Origin of the sequence: Fibrobacter sp. UWR3, assembly GCF_900143055.1 — a bacterium.
Taxonomy (GTDB): Bacteria; Fibrobacterota; Fibrobacteria; order Fibrobacterales; family Fibrobacteraceae; genus Fibrobacter.
In genome coordinates, this window is the sequence record NZ_FRCW01000008.1 from 29,194 (window position 1) to 50,776 (window position 21,583).

At 46.8% G+C, this 21,583-nt stretch carries 2 protein-coding genes; both read left to right on the forward strand.

What is annotated here, in order from left to right:
- The first annotated feature begins 58 nt into the window (after window positions 1–58).
- Window positions 59–5,566 carry an LEPR-XLL domain-containing protein gene (locus BUA44_RS10975; RefSeq protein WP_072811941.1) on the forward strand — a complete coding sequence of 1,836 codons (5,508 nt, stop codon included), beginning with the start codon at window positions 59–61 and terminating at the stop codon, window positions 5,564–5,566.
- Window positions 5,567–6,804: 1,238 nt separating this feature from the next.
- Window positions 6,805–21,576 carry a calcium-binding protein gene (locus BUA44_RS10980; protein ID WP_143151965.1) on the forward strand — a complete coding sequence of 4,924 codons (14,772 nt, stop codon included), beginning with the start codon at window positions 6,805–6,807 and terminating at the stop codon, window positions 21,574–21,576.
- Window positions 21,577–21,583: the final 7 nt, after the last annotated feature.

Below are 21,583 nucleotides of genomic sequence, written 5' to 3' on the forward strand. Positions count from 1 at the left end.
TAAACAAAGAATTTTAACAAAAAAATCGGGCTGTCTTGAACAGCTCGCTGGGGTTGACATGTCTAAAAAGATCAACAAGAAGAAAAATGCTCGCAACAACTTCAAAGTCGAGGCCCTCGAGCCGCGACTGATGATGGATGCCGAACCGCTGGACCCGGCGCTCGAATCGAACCTCGACATACAGCAGTTTGACTCGTATGTGGAGCAAATCGGGAGCCTCTCGGAAGACATTGGTGACAAGGCTGTCGCTTCTCTTGGACAGTTTGACAAGATTGATTTTACCCAGTTTCACCTGGCGGATAAGGCCAATGCTGCCATTGAATTTGTCGGCGATTCCGCGGAACAACTCAAGTCCGTTTTTGCAGACAAGGTAAACACTACTCTTGGAAACGCCCTCAAGGATCTTGAAAAGAAATACTACGTAGACGAAGTGACGCTCGAAGAAGGGAAAATCAAGCTTGCTGATTTTGTCCAGAATTATGTTGCCGAAAATGCAGAAGGCACCGGCCTGACTTTCGCAGTCGAAGGTTCCAAACTTGTCGTCAATTACGACATTGAATACGCCAAGAACATCACCGACATGGGCTTCGACTTGGCCGAAGGGAAACTTGAACTTACAAGCGAGGGAACAGCCCTCAATACGTCGGCCAAGTTCAAGGCCGTTATCGATCTGGACAAGGGTGGAAACGGTATAATCCTGGACGAAACTTCCGACGTCGGTGATTTTGCCGTATCCGTTGAAGAACTGAAGATCTCCGTGGACAACCTTGGCATGAAGGCAAAATTCATGAACGTTGTGCTTGAGGAGGTCGACAAGGAGGGCGAAGATGGCCCCGACCTGAGCATTAGCTACGCTTCCGGTTCAGATGTCAGCCAGAGTGTCAATCTGGAATTCGGACTTGCCAATTCCGGTGAACTGCCGTTCGAATTCAAGGATGGAGAACTGTTGACTCTCGCAACTGTTGATGGGACACTTGAGGCGAGTATCCCGGATATCCAGATGAAGGAAGGGTCTGAGGTCTGGAAAGGAGTGTTCAACAACGGCTCCATCGGAAATCTCCCCTTTATTGGTGAATCGACCTTTGGTGTAGGCTCACAGAAATACACTTTGCCGCAGTTGGTCGAAAAAGTCAATGACCTGTGGACCAAGGTCTCCATTGCATTGACCAGCACTGTCGAACCCGTGCAGTTCTACAAGGATAGAGTCCAGTTGAATTTGAGCTCACTAAGGGAAAATCTCCAGATTATCCTTGGTGACTCGTATGGGGAATGGACTGAACTCCTGGATAAATTGATGGTGAAGGCTGTTGGGAATGGCAACGAGTTCTATTCGCTTATCGGCGAACCGACAGAAGCCCTGCATTTGATGAATCTGAAGGATGAAGCTGTGCTTTCCTTCGTGATTGCTCCGAAAAGTCTCTCGTTGGAATCTCTTGATATCGGGCTCACATCACTCGAGGGCCTCTCTGCCGATATCGCCCTTGCATTTAATGTGAAGGTGAATGTCAAGGATGATTCTTCTATTTCTTTTGCGGAAGTATCCTTGGATGATTTTTCTCTGAAAATGGGTGCATCCTTGACCGATTCCAACTGGGGCCCGGTGCAACTGAATGGCGTAAAATTCAACTATGACGTAAAGATTGATAGCGATAATGACCTGCAACAGAATGTCGCTTTCGATTATGAAAGTGTCGACCTGGTTGTCAATGGCAATACTCTGTATAGTTCCGCTAGCGGCTCTATTACATGCGCTAATCCCGGCACGGATGAGCAAAAGTGGAGCCTGTATTTGGATAAGGGAATTGTCGGTGACCTGCCGTTTGTTTTTGAAGAAAGTGAGGTGACATTCTCCAAGGTGGATGGTGTTGTTACACCAAAACTGCCGGAATTTGACCTTAGAGAGTCGTTCTCGCTAGAGAATGCCGTAAGCCTTCTTTCTTCCGTGAAAATTCCGTTTATCAATAGTGATATTACGGAAAAAATAACGAGTTTATCTTCTTGCTGGAATAAAATTGTTATGGCTATCCAGGGGGCAATGGAGCAGGGCAGTGATGTTGTCACAATCAGTTGCGAAAAGCTCTCTGCATTGCTTGCACAATTTGATAAAGACGAGACTGTAAAATCGGCGCTTCGTGAACTTGACCTGAAGTATGGTGAAAATTCGTTTAATTTGCTTGCCGACAATGATGACGATTTGACAATACAACTGAAGGAAAATGCGGATAATGTGTTTGCCTTGGAATTCAAGGTTAATAGCGAGACCTTGAGTGATAGGCTCGATTTCGGAGTGCTCGAACTTGATGATGTCGCAATGGACATTGCTTTTTCGATGAATGTCAAGGTGCATGTGGCTAAGCCGGGAGATGAACTGCAGGCAAACATCTGTGAAGTTACTCTGGATGAAGCCTCTGTGCATCTCACAAAGTCCGATATTACACATGAACATGAACTTGAATTTGGAAAGTTCAAGGTAGATATTAAAGAAGGTAATCTTGATTTGGGTATCAAAATAGATTCCCAAATGAAGGTTTCCTTCGATGAAAATTCTGGGATTGATTTGGAGAACTTCAAAATTTCGTTCGAATCGTTTGAAGTAGATAATCTCAATTCTAGTATTGTATGCAACGCAAGTGAAGACGGTTCACAGGTCTGGTCTCTTGACTTAAGTAGCATTAAAGGCGAATTAAATGATTGGCCTATTACAATAAGTGATTCTGCGCTGAAAGTGTGTTGTGATAAGGGTGAGTGGAAATTTGAAGTTCCGTCGTTTGAGTGGAATGACAGTTTCTCTATCGTTAACAGCTTAAATACACTGTTGGATGGGCTGTTGGTAGAATTGCCGGAATCCTTCAATCTTGACATTCCGCTGGGGGGAGACTCCACTGTTAAGCTTTCTAATGTCGCTGAGGTGATAAATGAAAGCTTTTTGGACACGTTTGTTCTTATAAATAACGCTAATAGTGCTTTTGACGTTGATAAGCAATTGCTTACGTTGGACTTGAGTAGCTTGAAGCTGAACGAAAATCAGAAACAAATTCTTGACAAACAGAAACAAATTCTTTCTTCGCTGGAAATTTCTGTTGCTGGTGGGGAGGTTGCTAATCTTTTAGATAATGATTCTGCGGATAAACCAGTCGAATTGCCCCCTGACAAACATACAATTTTGTTGAGTTTTGTTCCAAATTTCGGACAAATTTATGAACTTGATTTAGGATTTACAAAACTGAAAGAGATCGACATCTCCGCGAAATTTAATGTTGAGATTACTTTAACGATTGACGATGAGGGAAATTGTACTTATGAAGTTGATGTTCCTGATTATGCGCTAGATTTCTACTTCTCGCAAGGAGATATAAAGTTCGGCATTATTGGTGGAAGCTTCAATTGGGGTTCGTTTAGCTCTATCCAAGATTTTTCGATGAAAAGTGTGCTAGAGGCGATAGGTGCTATTCCGTTTGTCAATGATTTTGTTAATAAAGAAATTCAAGTTGCGGATGCTCGCCTTAGTTTGAATGACGCACTGGACAAAGTGAACGATTCCCGGAAATTGATTGCCTTTGTGCTGGGGGATGCCCTTACGTTCGGTGAAGGCGATTCCCTGACTTTGAATGTCGAAGCCTTAAAAAACAACCATTTTTTAAATGATAAAATTAATGATATTAAGTCGTTCTTTGCTTCTGTAGAATTGGTCTATGGAACGGGAGATGAAGATATAATTGATCTTCTTGAACTTAATGAAATTGCAGAATCGCCGATAGCCTTGAATGGGACTGATTTGCATGTCGCCTTCAAATTGAGTCTTGGTAACCAAACTCTTGATTTGAAGCTTTTCAAGTTGGACCAAACGGAGTTTGGACTTACTCTTGATTGCTCGCTGGAAATTGAAAACAAAGAAAACAAGGCGTTCATCAAAAAGATAGATGTGAGCAGTGTTGGACTGGATGCTGAGTGCGATGAAATATCTCTGAATGTCGGTGCAGCTTCTGCGACGTTGAGTGGTTGCAACTTTAACGTCTCGGCGAGTCTTGAAGATGAAAGCGTTTCGCCTGAGATTAAACTTGCTTATGGTTCGGCGGATGTTGAAATCTTGTCTGAAACTCATAATATTGTAGATCCCGGTGAATTTTTCTATAGTAACGGTGGATGGAATATTCCTGATGCCATAACCGGCCTTGTTGAAGGGTTCAATATAGGTGTAGATTTTTCTTTGGAATCGGCTCTCTCCGCACTGAAGAATATTTCAAACCTTCCGCTTGTAGAGGAAAAAATTCCGAATGTGTCGCAAATTGTCAAAAGTTTGGATGAAAAATGGAACCCCATACTTCAGAGTATTCGTTCTGCGGTTAATGAGGGAGAACTGAAACTTGAGGAGTTGCGGGGAAAGATTACAGTTATTTCGGGTATAGGGGATGTCCTGAGTGGATTGGTTGTGAACGGCAATGATCTGTTGTCGGGTGCCGGTTCCGATGAAGGGCTTGATTTGTCTGGTTTGGGTGGAAAACTTGAAGTAACATTGGTGCCGAATATTGATTTGGCTGGGAACGACTTCACTTTTGACTTCTTGGGCAAAGATATTTGTTTGAAGCTTGATGCAAGCCTTGAAATTACCCTTGAACTTGGTTTCGAAATCACAGAAGACAACAAGCCTTCGTTCGAAAGCCTCTCGCTTAAAAAGGCGACATTGAGTGTGACGGGATCTTTGGACGAAGGGGTAGAATTCTCTTTAGGCCTAGTTGGAGTGTCTTTTGCAGAAGCTTCGCTCGAGGTTAAACTTGAAGTCGGTGACTCTCCGGTAAAGGTTCCTGAGGTTTCTTTTGACTTGACAGGCACCGAACTCAAAGTTGGCGGTGTGGCAATAAAGCAATTTGAAAATTTAGAGTTTGGATACAAGCAGGGGACTGGAGAATGGGAGATTCCCGATGAATTGAAACAATTCATGTCTTTCTCCGGCGAAAACATGGTGCAGCAAGTGCACATGTATTTGAATACATTGCAGACGGCTTTGCGCAATCTTGTCGAAAGCAAGACGAAACTCGACTTTTTGGATGGCTCGATTGATAAAGTTGTCGATATCTGTGATAAAGTCGAACAACTCGTATATGGATTTAGTGAAGGGACGGATGAATACGGTTTGTTGAAATGCGACGAAGGTCGTTATGTTGCCAATTTTGAAGGTGTCGACGACTTTGTGACAAAGTTTAATGATGCATGGGCGGAATTGTTCTTTCAAGGAGCGGAGGATGCTCCGACTGTTTGCTCCATGAGTTATGTTTATAAGGTTGATGGAGAGGAACCGATAGAGGTGGCATTAAAGGAGGATGGTTCCTTTGATGGCTTGCCGGATGGAGCGGAGTTTATTGGCAATAGGCTGGTATTTAATCTGTCCTTCAATCTCGGTAAAGAATTCGAACTGAATTTCGCCAAGTCTCTTTCCAGTTTCGATGTGGCGAGCGTCTTGACTAGCGGCTACTTTCTGTCACAGGTGGAGCAGGCATTAAATTTACTGTCGATGTCAACTTTGCGTCTCCTGCAATACAGCCAGAAGAGAAAGCAAAGGGTGTTTTGACTGCGTTGCCGGATGAGAATAAAAAATATACCGTATTTGCGCTTGATGATTCAAAAGTCAACATTGAATCGGAATTGAATATCGAGGTTGTCAAGCAGGGTGAAGGTTCGGAATTGGCGACTGTGAATGTTAAAGCCGGACCGTTGACTGATGGACAGCTTTCCTCGTCTAAAGAAAATGATTTAAAAGCTGAGCTGACAAGTACCAATCGCATTTGTTTGACCAGTGAACAAAAATTTGAATTTGCGTCGTCCGCCGACGCAAAGGCGTTTGCTGAACTGAAACTTTCTAGCGCAAATCTACAGACCTGTTTCGAAGCCAAAGTTTCTGATAATAAGGTTGTGCTGTATCTTGTCGGTAGAGAAGATTCTAGTGAAGACAAAGCCGCTTTGACAATAAACCTGTCTGTAATGGACGGCTTTGATAATGCTGAAGATAAAATTGCGTTTGTCAATGAATGCTTCTCGCTTCAGAGCAACAACGATAAGCCGTTGAATTTTAGCAACGACGATAACCCGTTGAATTTTATATCCTTAACAGGTTCAGAAGTCTCCATTGCTGCCGGAAATTCCATAATGAATAAGTTCGGCCTGTACGTGGTCGACGTGATTATGGATGAGGATGGAAAATCTGTAACGTCCATAAAGTTCGGTTGTGATGCGAGACGCCTGCAAAACTACGATGCATCTAAAAAAGACGAACAGGGCTTTAAGTTAACGAATGAAGGTGGCGCAACAACGTATATGCGTATTTCCGAGGAATTGCGCGGAAATGGACTGGAAGGCTACAATGCGGGTGTTTCGCAGAAAGTTCTCTTGACGTTTAGTAAGGGAGGTGAATCAAAACAAGTTGAAACGAAGGTCGAAGCCTATACGTTAGAGGATTTGGCGGAAAAGCGTGTTCAAGAGCTGGAAGGTGAATTGAAGGACGTGGATGGCTCGGATTTAAGCGATTATTTCAAGGCCACATATACCAAGGTTACGGATGACCGCGATCAGTTTTTCCAGGTTATGATTGCTCCGATTAATGAAGCGGAAAATGTATTGGCTAACACCTTGAAAATTTTTGAAGGCTATCTAGAAGAAGATGATCTTAATGCTTGGAATGCAGAATATGAAAGCAAACCGGAAGAGGATGTTATTAGTCGTCTTCAAAAAGTGCTAGATGATGATGTTTTGCAAGATAATAAAGGCTTGCTACATATTGTTGCTAAAGAAGGAAGTAATCATAAATATAAATTGGCCATTGAAGTTGTCCCCTTTACCAATACGGTCAAGGTGATTAACCGCGAGATAACGGTCAGTGTCGGTTCTACTAGCGTATCCGTTAATGTCGGTGATTGCGCGACGGTGTCGAGTGTCGCGAATGCGATAGAAGATGCTATCAAGGAAAATGTTTCCCTCGAGGGAAATGATATCTCCGTGTCGGTTGTCGGCAAGAATATCGTGTTTACGAGTAATAACGATGTCAAGATTACTTGCGATGCATTAGGACGGTCGGAAGAGAAGCTGACAGACTTTGTCGTAAAGAGTTCTGACACTCCTATTGAAATCGATTTCGAAAGTGATGTGGGAACTATTGACGATAATACGACCATTGGTAGTGTAATTGGTAAAATTAATGAAAAGTTGAAAGATTGTGATTTGTCTATTTGCTATAACGAAGAAGGTGCTGATGATAAGTATCTAGACCATCTTGAATTAGTCGGTGATAATCCGTTCAGCATTGAAAACATCGGAACCAGCATTATTTTAAAGCAACTCGGTTTTTCGGATGCCGTGGCGGTGAAGGGGGCCGACGGTAAATACCGGATTTTCGGCTCTGCCTTGTCGGGCATGGATTTTTCCAAGGCATTCTCGTTGAAGGGAGTTTCTGTCTATGCGAATATGAATCTGTCGTTGGGGACCCAGATCGAAGAGCTAAAGAATAATATTTCTTTTGTAGATAACGAAACAAAGAATGAACTTAAACTTGAATTTACTGACACTAATGTAAGGAATTACAATGTCGGCGGCTTCCTTGAAGTTGGGGATAAACATTATAGAATTACCGATGTGCAAAATGGATATATTGCAGTTTCAAGAACATCTTATGAAGGTGAGGAACTGAGCGATGAAACCCCCAAGTCGTCGGATTTCTGGAAAAATGCTACATATGTAGCCAGTGCCAGCGCGTCGCTTGGTTTTGTCGGGATGGATGTTTTTGCATCGGGTAAAATTGGATTGAACGCTAATTTTGAGCTGGAAAAAACAGACGATCCTGAGGATGATAATTTCTTTGGTTTTAAAATCAAGGATACATCAAAAATTAATGTGACAGCCGGTGAAACCGAGGTTATTGCTGGTGAAATCGACGAACCGACTGGCGAAACAGAAGGTGATGCGGGTGGGGCGGAAGATGAAACCCCTAAAATGTTTGAATTGAATGCCTATGCCGATGTATTTGGTTCTGCAACTAAACTTGCTACGGGAGAAATTGCTGTAATATCCGAGAACAAAAGTCTTCGCGTAAGTCCGGAGTTTGTGGTAACTGATGGTTATAAAGAAATTGTTGACCAGTTCAAGAACTTCTCTGTGGAACAATTGCTTGCCGTTTTGGACGGCCTTGTTACGCGACTTGCTTCGATTACGGAAAAAACGGATGTCAAAATTCCTGTTATTAACAAATCGGTTAGTGACTTGGTCGATGTCACCAAAGATTTGCAGAAGGTGATTGCCGAAATGCGACAACAAAAGGTGACTTCTGTTCAGCAGTTTGTCAACTACATGAACAAGCACCTTGTTGATAGCAATTTTAGTAACGAAGATGGAGACCTGATCAAATTGCGGTATGAAAATGGGAATCTTCTTTTCGATTTTAATATTGTGAAGGCGTTCTCTGTTAGGCATCGCTTTGATTTTGGAAGCTCAGCGATGGGCATTAATGGCAATACCAACCTGAATGTTGATGGCAAGTTTTGGTTCACGCTTTCGGCTAAGTTGCTGACAAATGGCGAATTTGATTTGCTGATTGATTGTACAAGTGAAGATGCTAAGGGGTTAGAATTTGGCGCCGAAGTCGAAATTGTCGGTGACGGAATTCGGTTCGATCTCGGAATCTGTGGGGCTGAAGGTGAAAATGAAGGCTTGCTGAAGAATCTGATTAAGGTTGGGGAGAACGGAGATAACGCGTTTGTTTATGGCAAGGCGTGCCTGAAGGGCTCTTTGGGCAAGAACTCGGATATTTCGCTGAAGAATTTTGACGCCAGTACGCTTGAGCCGGAGTTTAGGTTCCCTATTGCCGTTTATGGTAAATTACCCATAACGGTGCTTGATGTATCTATGGGTGATATTATACTAGGCAAGTGGAACGGGACGGGGGTCCATTTTGATAAAGGAAATGTCAGTGAATGTAGGGCTGATGTTGATTTGGCCTTGAATGCCTTGTTTAATAATTCTGAAAATGAAGCGGATTATGCCGGTCTTTATGTTCTGGATAAAAAGGAAATACCTTCGTTCCAGTTGATTCTTGATAAAGAACCAAAATCGGGAGAAACCCCCTTTGTCGCCGATCTCAGTTCTGTAAGGCAAGGAATTATTGATTTGGCAAACGGCAATGTGAGCTGGTTCGATAAAATCAAACTTGGCATCACGGCGCTCAATACGCTTTTCGAAACACTTGAAGCTGGCATCAATACCAATCTCGGGAAAACTATAACGTCGGTTCCTGTGGTGGGCCCCACTTTGGGAGCCGGTGTTGATTTCCTCAGCGTCTTGAAGGACAAGGTCCTTGAGCCGTTCTCTAATTTTGTCTATGAATCGAGCGGTCTTACGGTAGAAATGGTCGCCGAAAAGATGAACGACTTGTTCGACGCCTATTTCCGGGAAAATGCAGCATTGCTCGATTCGTTATTGTTGCCGGAAGGTGATTCGGAGTCCGAAATTAGCGAATGGAAGCGTGTTGGCGGAGCGGGGACCTGGTATCGTTCGACAAATAACTCTGCCGAATGGTTCTTCCAGTTGGGGGGCTCTTACGATTGGGGCACATCGCTCGGGCTCGATTTCGGGTTTCCGGGGCTTGGGCTTAAAGCCGATGGCGGCCTTGACCTCAAGTTGGATTGGAGCCTCGACTTTGGTTTTGGTATATCCGAGACGGACGGTTTCTACTTCATATTCAATGAAGGTAACGAAATCAATGTGACCGCATCGGCGGAATTGAATGCCGATATCAATGGCGCGCTTGCCGGGCTCGGCCTTTCACTGCAAACCCAAGGCGGTGACAACCATGCTGCCGTTGGGCTTGGCTTCGGCTTGAACCTTGCTGATTTTGACGAAGGAAAAGTATTGGGAAAGTTGGAATTGAAGGGCTCGGAACTTGAACGGCTGAAGGTCTCGAACGATTTAAGTTTGAGTGGTTCTGACGAAAAAACGCTTGATAGGGGGATTGGAAAGGTCGCGTTCTCCAGTGCGCTTTCTAAGCTTGAGTTCTCCTATGCGGCGTCTGTAGATGTCTTTGCCAGCATGCTGGTTGGGTTTGGGCGCGATGTGGAACACCCCAATACGCCTGCAAAGTTCCCCAATATTTCCGGTGCGTTCGAGTTCGTGTGGTCAAAGACGAACGGTAGTTCGGGCGATGGATTGACGACGCTTGGCTTTAGCAACCTTTCGCTTGACCTGGGTTCGTTTATCGATGGCGTGCTTGGCCCTATCGTATCGAAAATCCAGAAGGTCGTGGAACCCATGGAACCGCTTATCGACTTCTTGACGACTCCGTTCCCGGTGCTCAAGGATGTCGGAATTTCCATTACGCCGCTCGAACTTGCCAAAAAATATGGCGGCGGCAACTTCGACGATTCCATGATCAAGGCCATCAATAGCCTGATTTCGATGACCAAGCAGATTTCTGCCATGAAGAAGAATGGCCTGAATATTGACCTTGGCGATTTCATGCTGGTTGGTGGAGATGGTGACGAATTTAAAGCAAAAAGTTTCCTTGAGGGGTCTTCGTCAAGTAAGTCTCTTGATTCCTCATTGTCTACTTATGCGAAAAAATTGGAGAAGTCCTCCGAAATCACCGCTCAGGCGTCGAATGCCCTTGGCGGGCAGGGCCTGAATGTCGGCGAAGGTGGGTGGGACTTTATCTGGAACCATCCGACGGACATCTTCAAGATGCTGATGGGCCAGGACATCGATTTGGTGTATTATGACATGCCCAAACTCTCGTTCAACTTTGACTGGGATACTTTCGTGAGCATCTGGGGACCGCTCGGTGCGCGCCTGGGGGTCACGTTCAGCGCTTCCATCGACCTGTCGTTCGGCTACGATACGCTCGGCATCCATCAGTGGATTGAAAGCGACCGCAAGGATTACGGTAGCCTGGTGAACGGGTTCTATGTGGGTGACCGCGACAAGGACGGAAACGACATCAACGAACTCTCGTTTTATGGTGGCCTTACGGCTGCGGCAGAAATCAATGCCGGTGTCAAGGCCGGTGTCGGTGGCGGTGTCGGTATCAATGTCGCGTTCGACCTTTTTGACCCGAACAAGGATGGCAAAATCCGCTTGAACGAAATGTCTCAAATTGTCAAGGCCGATGGCCTTCAGGGCCTGTTCGAAATCAGCGGAAAGATTACGGCAAAACTTTATGCATACGTTGATTTGTGGTTGACGAAGAAGAAGTGGAACATTACTGGCGATATTACGCTTTTCAGTTTTGAACTGACGCGGAATACAAGTCCGATTTTGGTATCAAAAAATGAAAATGGTGATGTGATTGCCCATGTTGGCGACAATTCCAGCAGCAGGCTCTATACCGACGATAAAAACATTTCGCTTGAAGATGGCGATGAAATCCTCGATTTGACATTGGACAAAAATTCAGTTGGCAGCCTCGATATTGAATCCGGGAAAACATTCTTTATTAATTCAAAAGAGGGTGTGGATAAATTAACGCTGTCTAGTGATGTTCCTGTAGAATATAATCTTGAAATACGTGGTGGCGAAGGTGATGACGTAATCGACCTGTCGGGTTTAAAGATTGCGGATGGTTATTATGTCGTCATCTGGGGCGGTGCCGGAAATGATAGAATCAAGGCGGCCGAAGGCCTGAATATCATCTTTGGTGACGATGGCGTGTATACGCCGCTTGACAAGGATGATAAAGAGAAGGATAAAGGAGCGAAGCTAGATGATGGTGATAGATTTGTCGTGGAAGGCAAATTTAATGCAGGTGTTTCCGGTGACGATATCATCTTGGGCAACAAGGGTAGCCAGGTTATTATTGGTGGCGTAGGATCTGATAAGATTCGCGGCAAGGAAGGCGATAATATTATTCTGGGCGATGCCGGACATGTCGAATTCGTGGTCAACGATAATGGTTCCATTGACATGGAAAGTGTCTCGACTGCCCGCACGGATACCGACTTGGATGGCGGTAATGATTACCTATTTGGTGGTGCTGGTGTAGACTATATTGTGGGTGGTGCCGGTAGCGATTTTATCGACGGTGAAGAAGGGAGCGATACCATCAAGGGCGAACGTGGCGACGACTATATCTTCGGTGGCCTAGGTGATGATACGATTGGCGGCGGAAGCGGCTCCGATATTATTTTCGGTGACGGATTCTGGTCCGATTCATTTGATGTCAGTAAGTCTTTCGATTTAGATGTGTTCAATGACGATTTCAAGAAGGCTCATGAAGGCAAGTTTGATGGTGGACTTTCTTTGAAACGTTGGCTTGATTTGGATGACGATGGCTTTGACTTCCTAGATATAGAGAAAGAAATTTCTGAACCAGAAAACATTCCTGAATATGGTGAAGATACAATCAACGGAGACGAAGGTGATGACCTTATCTTTGGCGATGCCGGTGACAAGGAAGGAAAAAAGGACACAATTAAGGGCGGTATCGGAAACGATGTCATTGACGGCGACGGTGGCGGCGACATTATTAGTGGCGGAATCGACAACGATGTCATCTATGGTGGTAGCGGAAGCGATATTATAGATGGTGGCGCCGGAAATGATACGATTTATGGTGACGATGGCGCTAAGGTTTATACGACCAATGAGGAGGTGTTCGAAAAAGACCCCGTTGTCTTTGGCGAAAACTTTGGCCTGAACGAAAAGATATACAAAGACGCTAAGTCGACAAGTGAAGGTGCTGGTGACGATGTGATTACCAGTGGCCTGGGCATGGACTTTGTTGACGGCCAAGAGGGAAACGATACTGTTATTGTTAACCTTTCGGGTGGCCACGATGTGAATTACACCAATGTAATCGATTCGGGCGACGAAAATGAAAATAACGTCCTCACCATTGAAGGAACCGAACTTGACGATAAGCTGCTGATGCGAATGAATAACGATAAATCGCTCGGGTTTGTCGCTCTGTTGCCGGAGGGAAATAACAAAAATATCGAAAGGGTGAACTTCAATAAGGGAATCAATGAAGTCAACCTGAACGCAAATGGTGGTAACGATTCTATTACCATCGACGGAACGGCTAAATCGACTAATGTCGATGCTGGCGCGGGTAATGACACTATTCGGGTGGGGCAGCTTTATAATGCCGACATGGGTGAGGCGAATGCGACGACGAACGTAAAGAATGATGACTTGTTCAACACCGTTGCCGTAAATACGGACCATGGAGTTAAGTACTTAAGCGACGGTGTTTCTGCTGGCTCTACATTGAATATTGAGGGCGCAGCTGGTGACGATACCTTTGCTTTGCTGCATAATGCTGGCGAAGAATTGAAGGTGTCTGGCGGAAATGGAAATGACGGCTTTTCCATGTATGCGTTCTCGGATAAAAATGGGTTAGCGATCGAGAATGGGGTCATATCAATGGATGGTGGCAGGGGCATCGATTCCTTGTTGGTCCGTGGCTCCGAAAGCAACGATCTTGTCGTTGTGTCTAAAGATGGCCTGTTGAGTTCTTTTGGCGCTGTTCAGGTCGCCGGTGTGGAAACGAAGGATTTCGATGCTGCTGGTGGTGAAGACATATTCAATGTTGTCGGTAGCAGCGAAAAGGAAACTATCGTTCTCAATGGTGGCAATGGAAGCGATACCGTTGTTGTCGGTGGTGGCTTGACCGAATCGGAAATCCTGCGCGGTTCAAATAACCAGGGCCAGAACGCTTCCTTGAAATACGAAATCATGGACGACGAAGGCCTAGCGGATGATGAAAAGGATCGGTACGATATCAGTGCTGCTGGAAAGACTTTCGAAGAGAAGTATTCCATTATCAATACTTCTAGTGTTCCCTCTGTATTTGTTTCTTCTTCGGATACTTCTATTCTTCCGGTGAAGGCTAAATATGTGACAGAAGGGGATGAGAATGGTGTGCTTGCCTTCTATGTTGGTTGCTCTGGAGATTTGAAATCGGGAACTGTCTCGGTTAAATTGAGGGCCCCCAAACTGACCACCTCGGAATTGCAGAGTGGAGATGCTGGCATTCTGATTTGCTACGAAGACGAAACAGGTCGAACTGAATATTCTGATTCATGTGATATTCAATTCAAAACAAGTGGTAAATCCGTAAAAGTGTATGTCCGGGCTATTTCTGACGGACTTTGCGAAGGCAACCTTTTGAAGTCGATTACGATTTCGAGTACCTGGTACAAGGGAGATGGGTCGGATCCGGTTAATCTTGAGGATTCGGCCAAGTCTGCCAGTGTCATAGTGAAAGATAGCACCGATCCTAGCACGAAAAATAAGAATCTGTTTAGCTGGTCTGAGGTGTTCAAAATTGATGCCTCCACAAGTGAGATTTCTTTGGAGTCCATCGGTTCTGATTTTGCCAAAGAAAATATTCACGCTTACTATATAGATGTGGATGCTGAACCTGAATTGCACTTTAACACTGAGACTGAAAAGTGGGAAGTTGTCGGTCTGAGCGAAGGCACGCTAGTTGTCAATTATCGTTCAAACAAGGCGCAAATCGATAGTTCCAAGATTCGCATTGCATACGATAATATCGAGTCTTTGGATAGGGTTAAATTGGACGAGAAGATTATCCTTAGCAAAACGGATTACGAGAATCCGCAAAAAAGGAAAGGGGCGAATGTCGATACGAGCGTGTATTATGAACTGGCTGGCAACATGCTTGTGTTCTTCAATAGTTCTACTCGCCAGCTTGTGACATTGCATGGCGTGTTGTCTGTTGATAGCAAAATGGGGCCGAACATCGAAAACGATGAAGTTCTTGAACAACACGAAGATAAATGTGACTTCCTTACGATTAAGGAACATACTCATACCTTAGTGGAGGCTACGAAAAACGCTTCGGAAGCTACTCCAGAAGTGTTCACCTATACAGAATTTACCGTGGAGTATAATGGAACGATTGCCGATAACAAAAAGATGCGTATCAAGATAACGGTTGAAGATGCGTTGCGTTCGATTGGGGGGGATAAATCCGCAGAGGATTTGTACCTCAAGTATGAAGATCAGGAAGGTGATACCGTTATCGTTACGCTTGAAAATGGATCCACGAGTTCGACAATTAGATTGGTAGCCAAATGTGATACTGTAAACGAAGAGTATGGTCTCGTAGATGCCAAATCGTCGGGTAGTGGAAATAAACTTGATGATGTTAAGGGGGCCATATATGCATACGGAAAGGGCGAATCTATAGAGGTTGATTACGACAATCTGGTTATGCTTAAGTATAATCATTTTGTCGATAAAGATGGCAAGGTAATAAATTCTTATAATGAGTCTAGTGGAACTGAGGAGGAAGAATCTCCAGCTCCAATGACCGACTCTGATACAGATGATCTTAATTCGGTCGACCGAATCATGGTGAACAACTATGACTCTGATGCTGCTGCGACATCTCAATTAAGGTCGTTAGACGGAAGAGACCTCTATTACGCTACTCGTGATTATGAAGGCTTGTACGACCTCTACAAGGGTATTGAATCTTCGATGCTGAAGCAAGATTATGCGCTCAGATTTACATTGAGGAATCCGTCTACCACAACGCTTCTGACTTACTTTGGTGTTTCTATGTCTGAGTTTGAATTTGGTGAATTCAACCTTGGAACGGGAGCCGATAAAGTCGTTGTCTCCAAGACTCTTCATCGTGATGATGGCTTCCAGACATTCACGGTCGTGAACACCGGCGACGGAAATGATGTGAGCGACGACGAAATTACCGTCAATAGGTATGATAGCGAAAATGATGGTCAGCTGGTAATCAATGCCCAGGGCGGAAAAGACAAAATCACCGCAACGGGAAGCAAGATAACCAAGGATGGCATGGTTGTTTTGGGCGGTGCCGGAGCAGATGAAATTAAGGTTGATTCTGGAGTGATTGCTTTTGGTGACAAGGGTAACATCCAGTACAAGGATGGCGATACGGTCGTTACAGAACTCGGTTATTATGGGGAAGATGTCGGTGAGCATAAGGCTGGCGATATTATCCGGACCGAGACTGGAAAACTGCAGACTGATGGTGTTGTCCGTGGTGCTTCATCTATTGCGTCCGTAATGCCTAGCGAAGGTGATGCTGATGATATTACCGCCAGCGGACAGAACAGTGTTGTTATCGGCGGTTCTGGTAGCGACAAAATCACGGTAACCGGTGAAAAGAACGTTGTTCTTGGCGACAATGGTGTGGTGAACTTCCATAACGAAGGTTCTGCTGAATCTTGGCGCGAAAACAATATCACGACGAGTCTGGAAAAGGTTCAGACGATAAATAATTCTGTTGGTGAAACAGATACCATTAATATTGCCGGCAGCCATAACGTTGTCATGGGCGGAAATGGTGGTGACAAAATCACCATCGGCGAATCCGGCAAGGAAAACGGTATAGACAATGTTGTCCTTGGCGATGGTGGTGTCGCTGAATTCACTCAGGGCGTTGCTACGACCGATAATTTCATGGTCAATGCCGCTATCAAGTCTGTGAAAACGGAAGATGATAGCGATGGAGCGCGTGACGAGATTAAAATCTATGGCGGTTTGAATACCGTTATGGGTGGTGCCGGAAACGACGATATTACTATTGGCGACGAAGGCAAGGACGAAGATCATCAAAATGGCAATGAAAACGTCGTCCTTGGCGATGGCGGCTCTTATGTTGTCGACAAGGATAATGGCGAGGTGACTGTTAAAACATCTCGAGAAGAGATTGATGACGCGGTCGTTATCCATGGCGGTGAAGATACCATCAAGATTTATGGCGGTCAGAATACGGTCATGGGCGGTGCCGAAGGCGATACAATCGACATCTTCGGAGCCGACAACATCGTTCTCGGCGATGGTGGCGAATCCATCCGCGAATGGAATGCGGATAATGAGGTCTACGATTCCATCAAGTCTGTAATGACGACTGACGACGATAATGGCGGTGTTGATACCGTAAACATCCATGGCGGCAAGAACGCTGTGATGGGTGGTGCCGATGGGGATACGATTACTATTGGCGACGGAAAAACCAGTGATGGCGATGAAAACGCTGAAGATGATAATGAAAATCAGAATGGTAATGAAAACGTCGTCCTTGGCGATGGTGGCTCGTATGTAGTCAATAAGACGACTGGCGAGGTGACTGTTAAAACATCTCGAGAAGAGATTGATGACACCGTCGTTATCCATGGCGGTGAAGATACCATCGCAATCCATGGCGGTCAGAATACGGTCATGGGTGGTGCCGAAGGCGATACAATCGACATCTTCGGAGCCGACAACATCGTTCTCGGCGATGGTGGCGAATCCATCCGCGAATGGAATGCGGATAATGAGGTCTACGATTCCATCAAGTCTGTAATGACGACCGACGACGATAATGGCGGTGTTGATACCATAAACATCCATGGTGGCAAGAACACCGTGATGGGTGGTGCCGATGGCGACAAGATTAATATCGGTGACGAAAGTCAGGATAACGGTCGTGAAAACGTCGTCCTTGGTGATGGCGGCTCCTATGTTGTCGATGAAGAGAACGGCGAGGTGACTGTTCAGACTTCTCGTGATGTCGATGACGAAGGAAATGTCGTTATTCATGGCGGTCACGACATCATCGATATTCAAGGCGGCCAGAATACGGTCATGGGCGGTGCTGAAGACGATGAAATCGATATTTATGGTGCCGACAACATCGTTCTCGGTGACGGTGGTATCGCTACCCGTGAGTGGAATGATAATCAAAAGATCTTCGAGGATATTAAGTCCGTCGAGACGACCGATGACGATAATGGCGGTATCGATACCATCAACATCTATGGCGGTAAGAACGCCGTAATGGGTGGCTTTGCTGGTGATATCATTACTATCGGTGAAGAGGACGGAAACGTCAGTGACCATAACATCGTATTGGGTGATGGCGGCGAGTATAATAACGAGGCTTCTGATTCTGCCTATATCAAGACCCAGAGCGATGGCATTGGTGGCGAAGACCACATAACGGTCTATGGCGGCCACAATGTCGCTATGGGTGGCTTCGCTGGCGATGAAATCGAAATTCACGGTGGCGAAAATGTTGTTCTCGGTGATGGCGGCATTGCCAATTACAATAAGAATCCTAAAGCGGAAACGGTGAATGAATTCATCAACTCCGGACTTCGTGATGTTGCAACCACGAGCGATGGTATCGGTGGCCATGACGATATCGATATTTTTGGCGACAAGAACGTCGTGATGAGCGGTGCCGATGGTGATATAATCGATATTGCCGGTAATGACAACGTTGTCGTTGGCGACGGCGGCCGCTATGACATCTATGAAGACTACAGGACGGTCAAAACCAAGTCTGAACAGGACGGTGGCCACGATGTTATTCATACCAACGACGGCAAGAATATTGTGATGGGCGGTATGGACGCCGACGAAATCACCACGGGCGACGGAAACGATATCATTCTTGGCGATGGTGGCTTTGCTAAGGTCGATAATGACTTTAATGCGCTCTTTGTCACTAATGAGAATATCGACGTCGGTGAAGATCTCGGAACGGCCGGTGCCGATACGATCATTGCGGGCAATGGTGACAACGTTGTCTTTGGCGGTCTCGGTAACGACGATATCACGACGGGCAACGGCCAGGATGTGGTGTTCGGCGATAACGCCTATGCGACATTCCGCGGCAATGCGAACGAGGCGTTCGAACAGGTGGGCGACCGCCAGAATGTCCCGGATGTATACGAAGAGGCTACGCTCAGTTTCAACTTCCAGGGCGCATCGCAGACGGGCCTCAACGCGACGGATTACGTCGGCGCTCCCGAATTTGAAAGCCGCAACTGGAACAACATCTCGGGTTCGCTCGCGGGTACTTACGGCAACGACGACCGTGAAGTCGTGAACATGGACAATCTCGATGTTACGGGCGAGAAGTCTGCCGACGAGACCCGCACGCGTGCAAGCGGCGTGAGCGTGTCTTATGGTGGATACGAAAGCCATCGCAACACGAGTACGGACAACCGCATCAACCTGCAGGCCTACAACCTCGGCCTCTGGAATATGCAGGGCGACAAGAATGCTAAACTCATGAATTCGGGTCTGATGACGACGGCCCCGAACGCTCAATGTGGCAGCAAGTTCGAAGTGGCTGTGGACGGCCTCGCGCAGTATTTCACCAGCTATAAGGTGGTTGTCTATCTCGACATCCCGGATTCACATTCCGCATACGGTAGCAGTGTGCGCAAGGTGAGCCTGTTCGTGGGCGGTTCCGAAGAGCCGTATTCGGCCTATTACGTGAACGATGCAGAGGGACACAACTTTGACGGTTCCTTCGTGCAGGCGACTGCGACGAGCGCCGACACTGCCGAAGCCGCGAACTACGTGGTGTTCGATGTGCCCGCCGGTGCAATTGCCGACAACTTCCGCGTGGTTATCGAGGAAGCGTATCCGAACAATGCCCAGAACGGCAAGAACCTCGCGGGCATCGCTGGCATCCAGGTCAGGGGCACGCTCCACAGGCAGGATGTCGCCGCCACCACGGACATCGACTTCGGCGGCGATGATATCATCAAGACTGGCCTCGGCGACGATATCGTAGTGGGCGGGACCGGCAGCGACGATATCACCACCTTCGGTGACGAACGCTACGGCATCTATGACAACGACGTCGTCTTCGGCGACAACGCGAAGATCCTGCTTACCGACCGCGACAGCGACGAATCTACGGCTTCGACCATCTCGACCGCGGAATCTGTTGCCGTTACGAATATCGATACGGCGACCTACGACGACACCATCAATACCGGCGACGGTAACGATACCGTGGTGGGCGGCATCGGCGCGGACACGATCAACGCGGGTGCAACGGAAGCTGCCGAGGCCATGCTCGACGGCGTTAAGGCCGCATCGGTCAACTTCACGCTCGAGAATGCCGACGCCTCGTTGAAGGTGGGAAATGGCGAGACTGCTGGTGTGGTTGCCGACACTGCCTGGTGCAATATGTACGTGAAGAACGGCGAACTGCATGATGTCGATAACTACTCTTCGCACAGCGTCAAGGGTATCAATGTGACAATCTCTTCGTATCAGCAGAACAGCGGCTGGTGGAACGAGATGTATGCGGGCAACTACGCGATGACGCACGAGAATAGTTCTGAACTTGACGGCGATACCGCGAATTCCAAGTTGTTCAACGGGTATCTCGCGTCGCAGCAGCACGACGAGATTAAGCTCACGCTCGACAGTATCGACCAGTTCCGTGCTCAGAGCGGGCTTGCCGCGGGCGACGCCTGTGACATCTATGTGTATCTCGGCGCTGACAATGGCGATACCGATACTTACAACTATATTTACCAGGTTTCGCTGAACAATGGCGAGAAGCGGTTCTTGAATGACTGGACCGGCTACAACTTCGATGGCGACTACAGGGAGGCTACCTGTGATTCCTACGAAGATGCGATGTCTGCCCTGCACGAAGGTTCCGCCGTCCGCATGGAGATTGTTGGTAATTATGTGGTGTTCCGCAACTTCACCGGGAACCGTGCCGAAATCCGCATAAGGAACGTATTCACGAGTAGCGGGCAGAACCCGAAGAACCTGCCCGTAATCAACGCGGTTCAGGTTGTTGCGGGCGCAGGCAAGGATGCTGCCGCCATCGGTGGCGACCACGACAAGGACCTCGCCTATGGTGATGACGCGAAGCTCGTGTTCGACTTGGATGTGCCTTTCGATGCTGATGTCCCGAATGTCTCGGAATACAAGAACCGCGTTATCGAGGCCAAGTCTGTTGCCATCGAACACGATGCGGTGACTTCGATTTCGACCAATGACACCATCACCACGGGCAAGGACCGCGACGTTGTCGTGGGTGGCGAAGGTGCCGATGACATCACGATGGGCGCTGGCGACGATATCGCCCTCGGCGGTAGTGCGAACCTCGTGCTCGAGCACAACAACCCGCTGGGCGTGTTCACTCCCAATACCGAGATTGCGCTCGACCAGCATACCATCAACACGACGCAGCACCAGAACTACCTTGACAACGACAACGCGAACGTGTGGCAGTTCCAGAGCAGGCTCGACCAGAACCTCATCCAGGGTATCGATACTTTCGTGTCGAACGAAAACGACCGCAAGGATACCATCGATGTTGGCGAAGGCAGGAACCTCACGTCGCAGGGCTCCGACAGCACTGCGCAGCTTGTGGTGCCGAAACCCGTGATTGTCGATGACGACGGGCAAGAGGGCAGTGGAGAAGCCTCTACGCCGACGCCTCCGGTTGTGGCTCCAGACGACGGAACGGTGGTGATTGACCAGGAAGGAACTTCGACCTTGGTTGAAATTGCTGCCGGCGAGACTGTGGAAATCGTGATTACGGATTGGGACGAGGGCAACCAGTATTACCATCCGAACGTATTCCTGCAGTTGAACTGCTCCGACAACACGAGGCATAAGCTGTCTGTCACCTGGGATGGTCAGCAGACTGACCCGACGGTGTATTTGCAGAACTATGCAGAATTCGACATTCCTGATGTGGCAACTGTCGTGGGTGAACACAAGATTGTCTTGAGAATCACTTCTAGAGACTCCATCTCGCTCATGGCAACTGTTGCTCATCGGTAATCTGTTC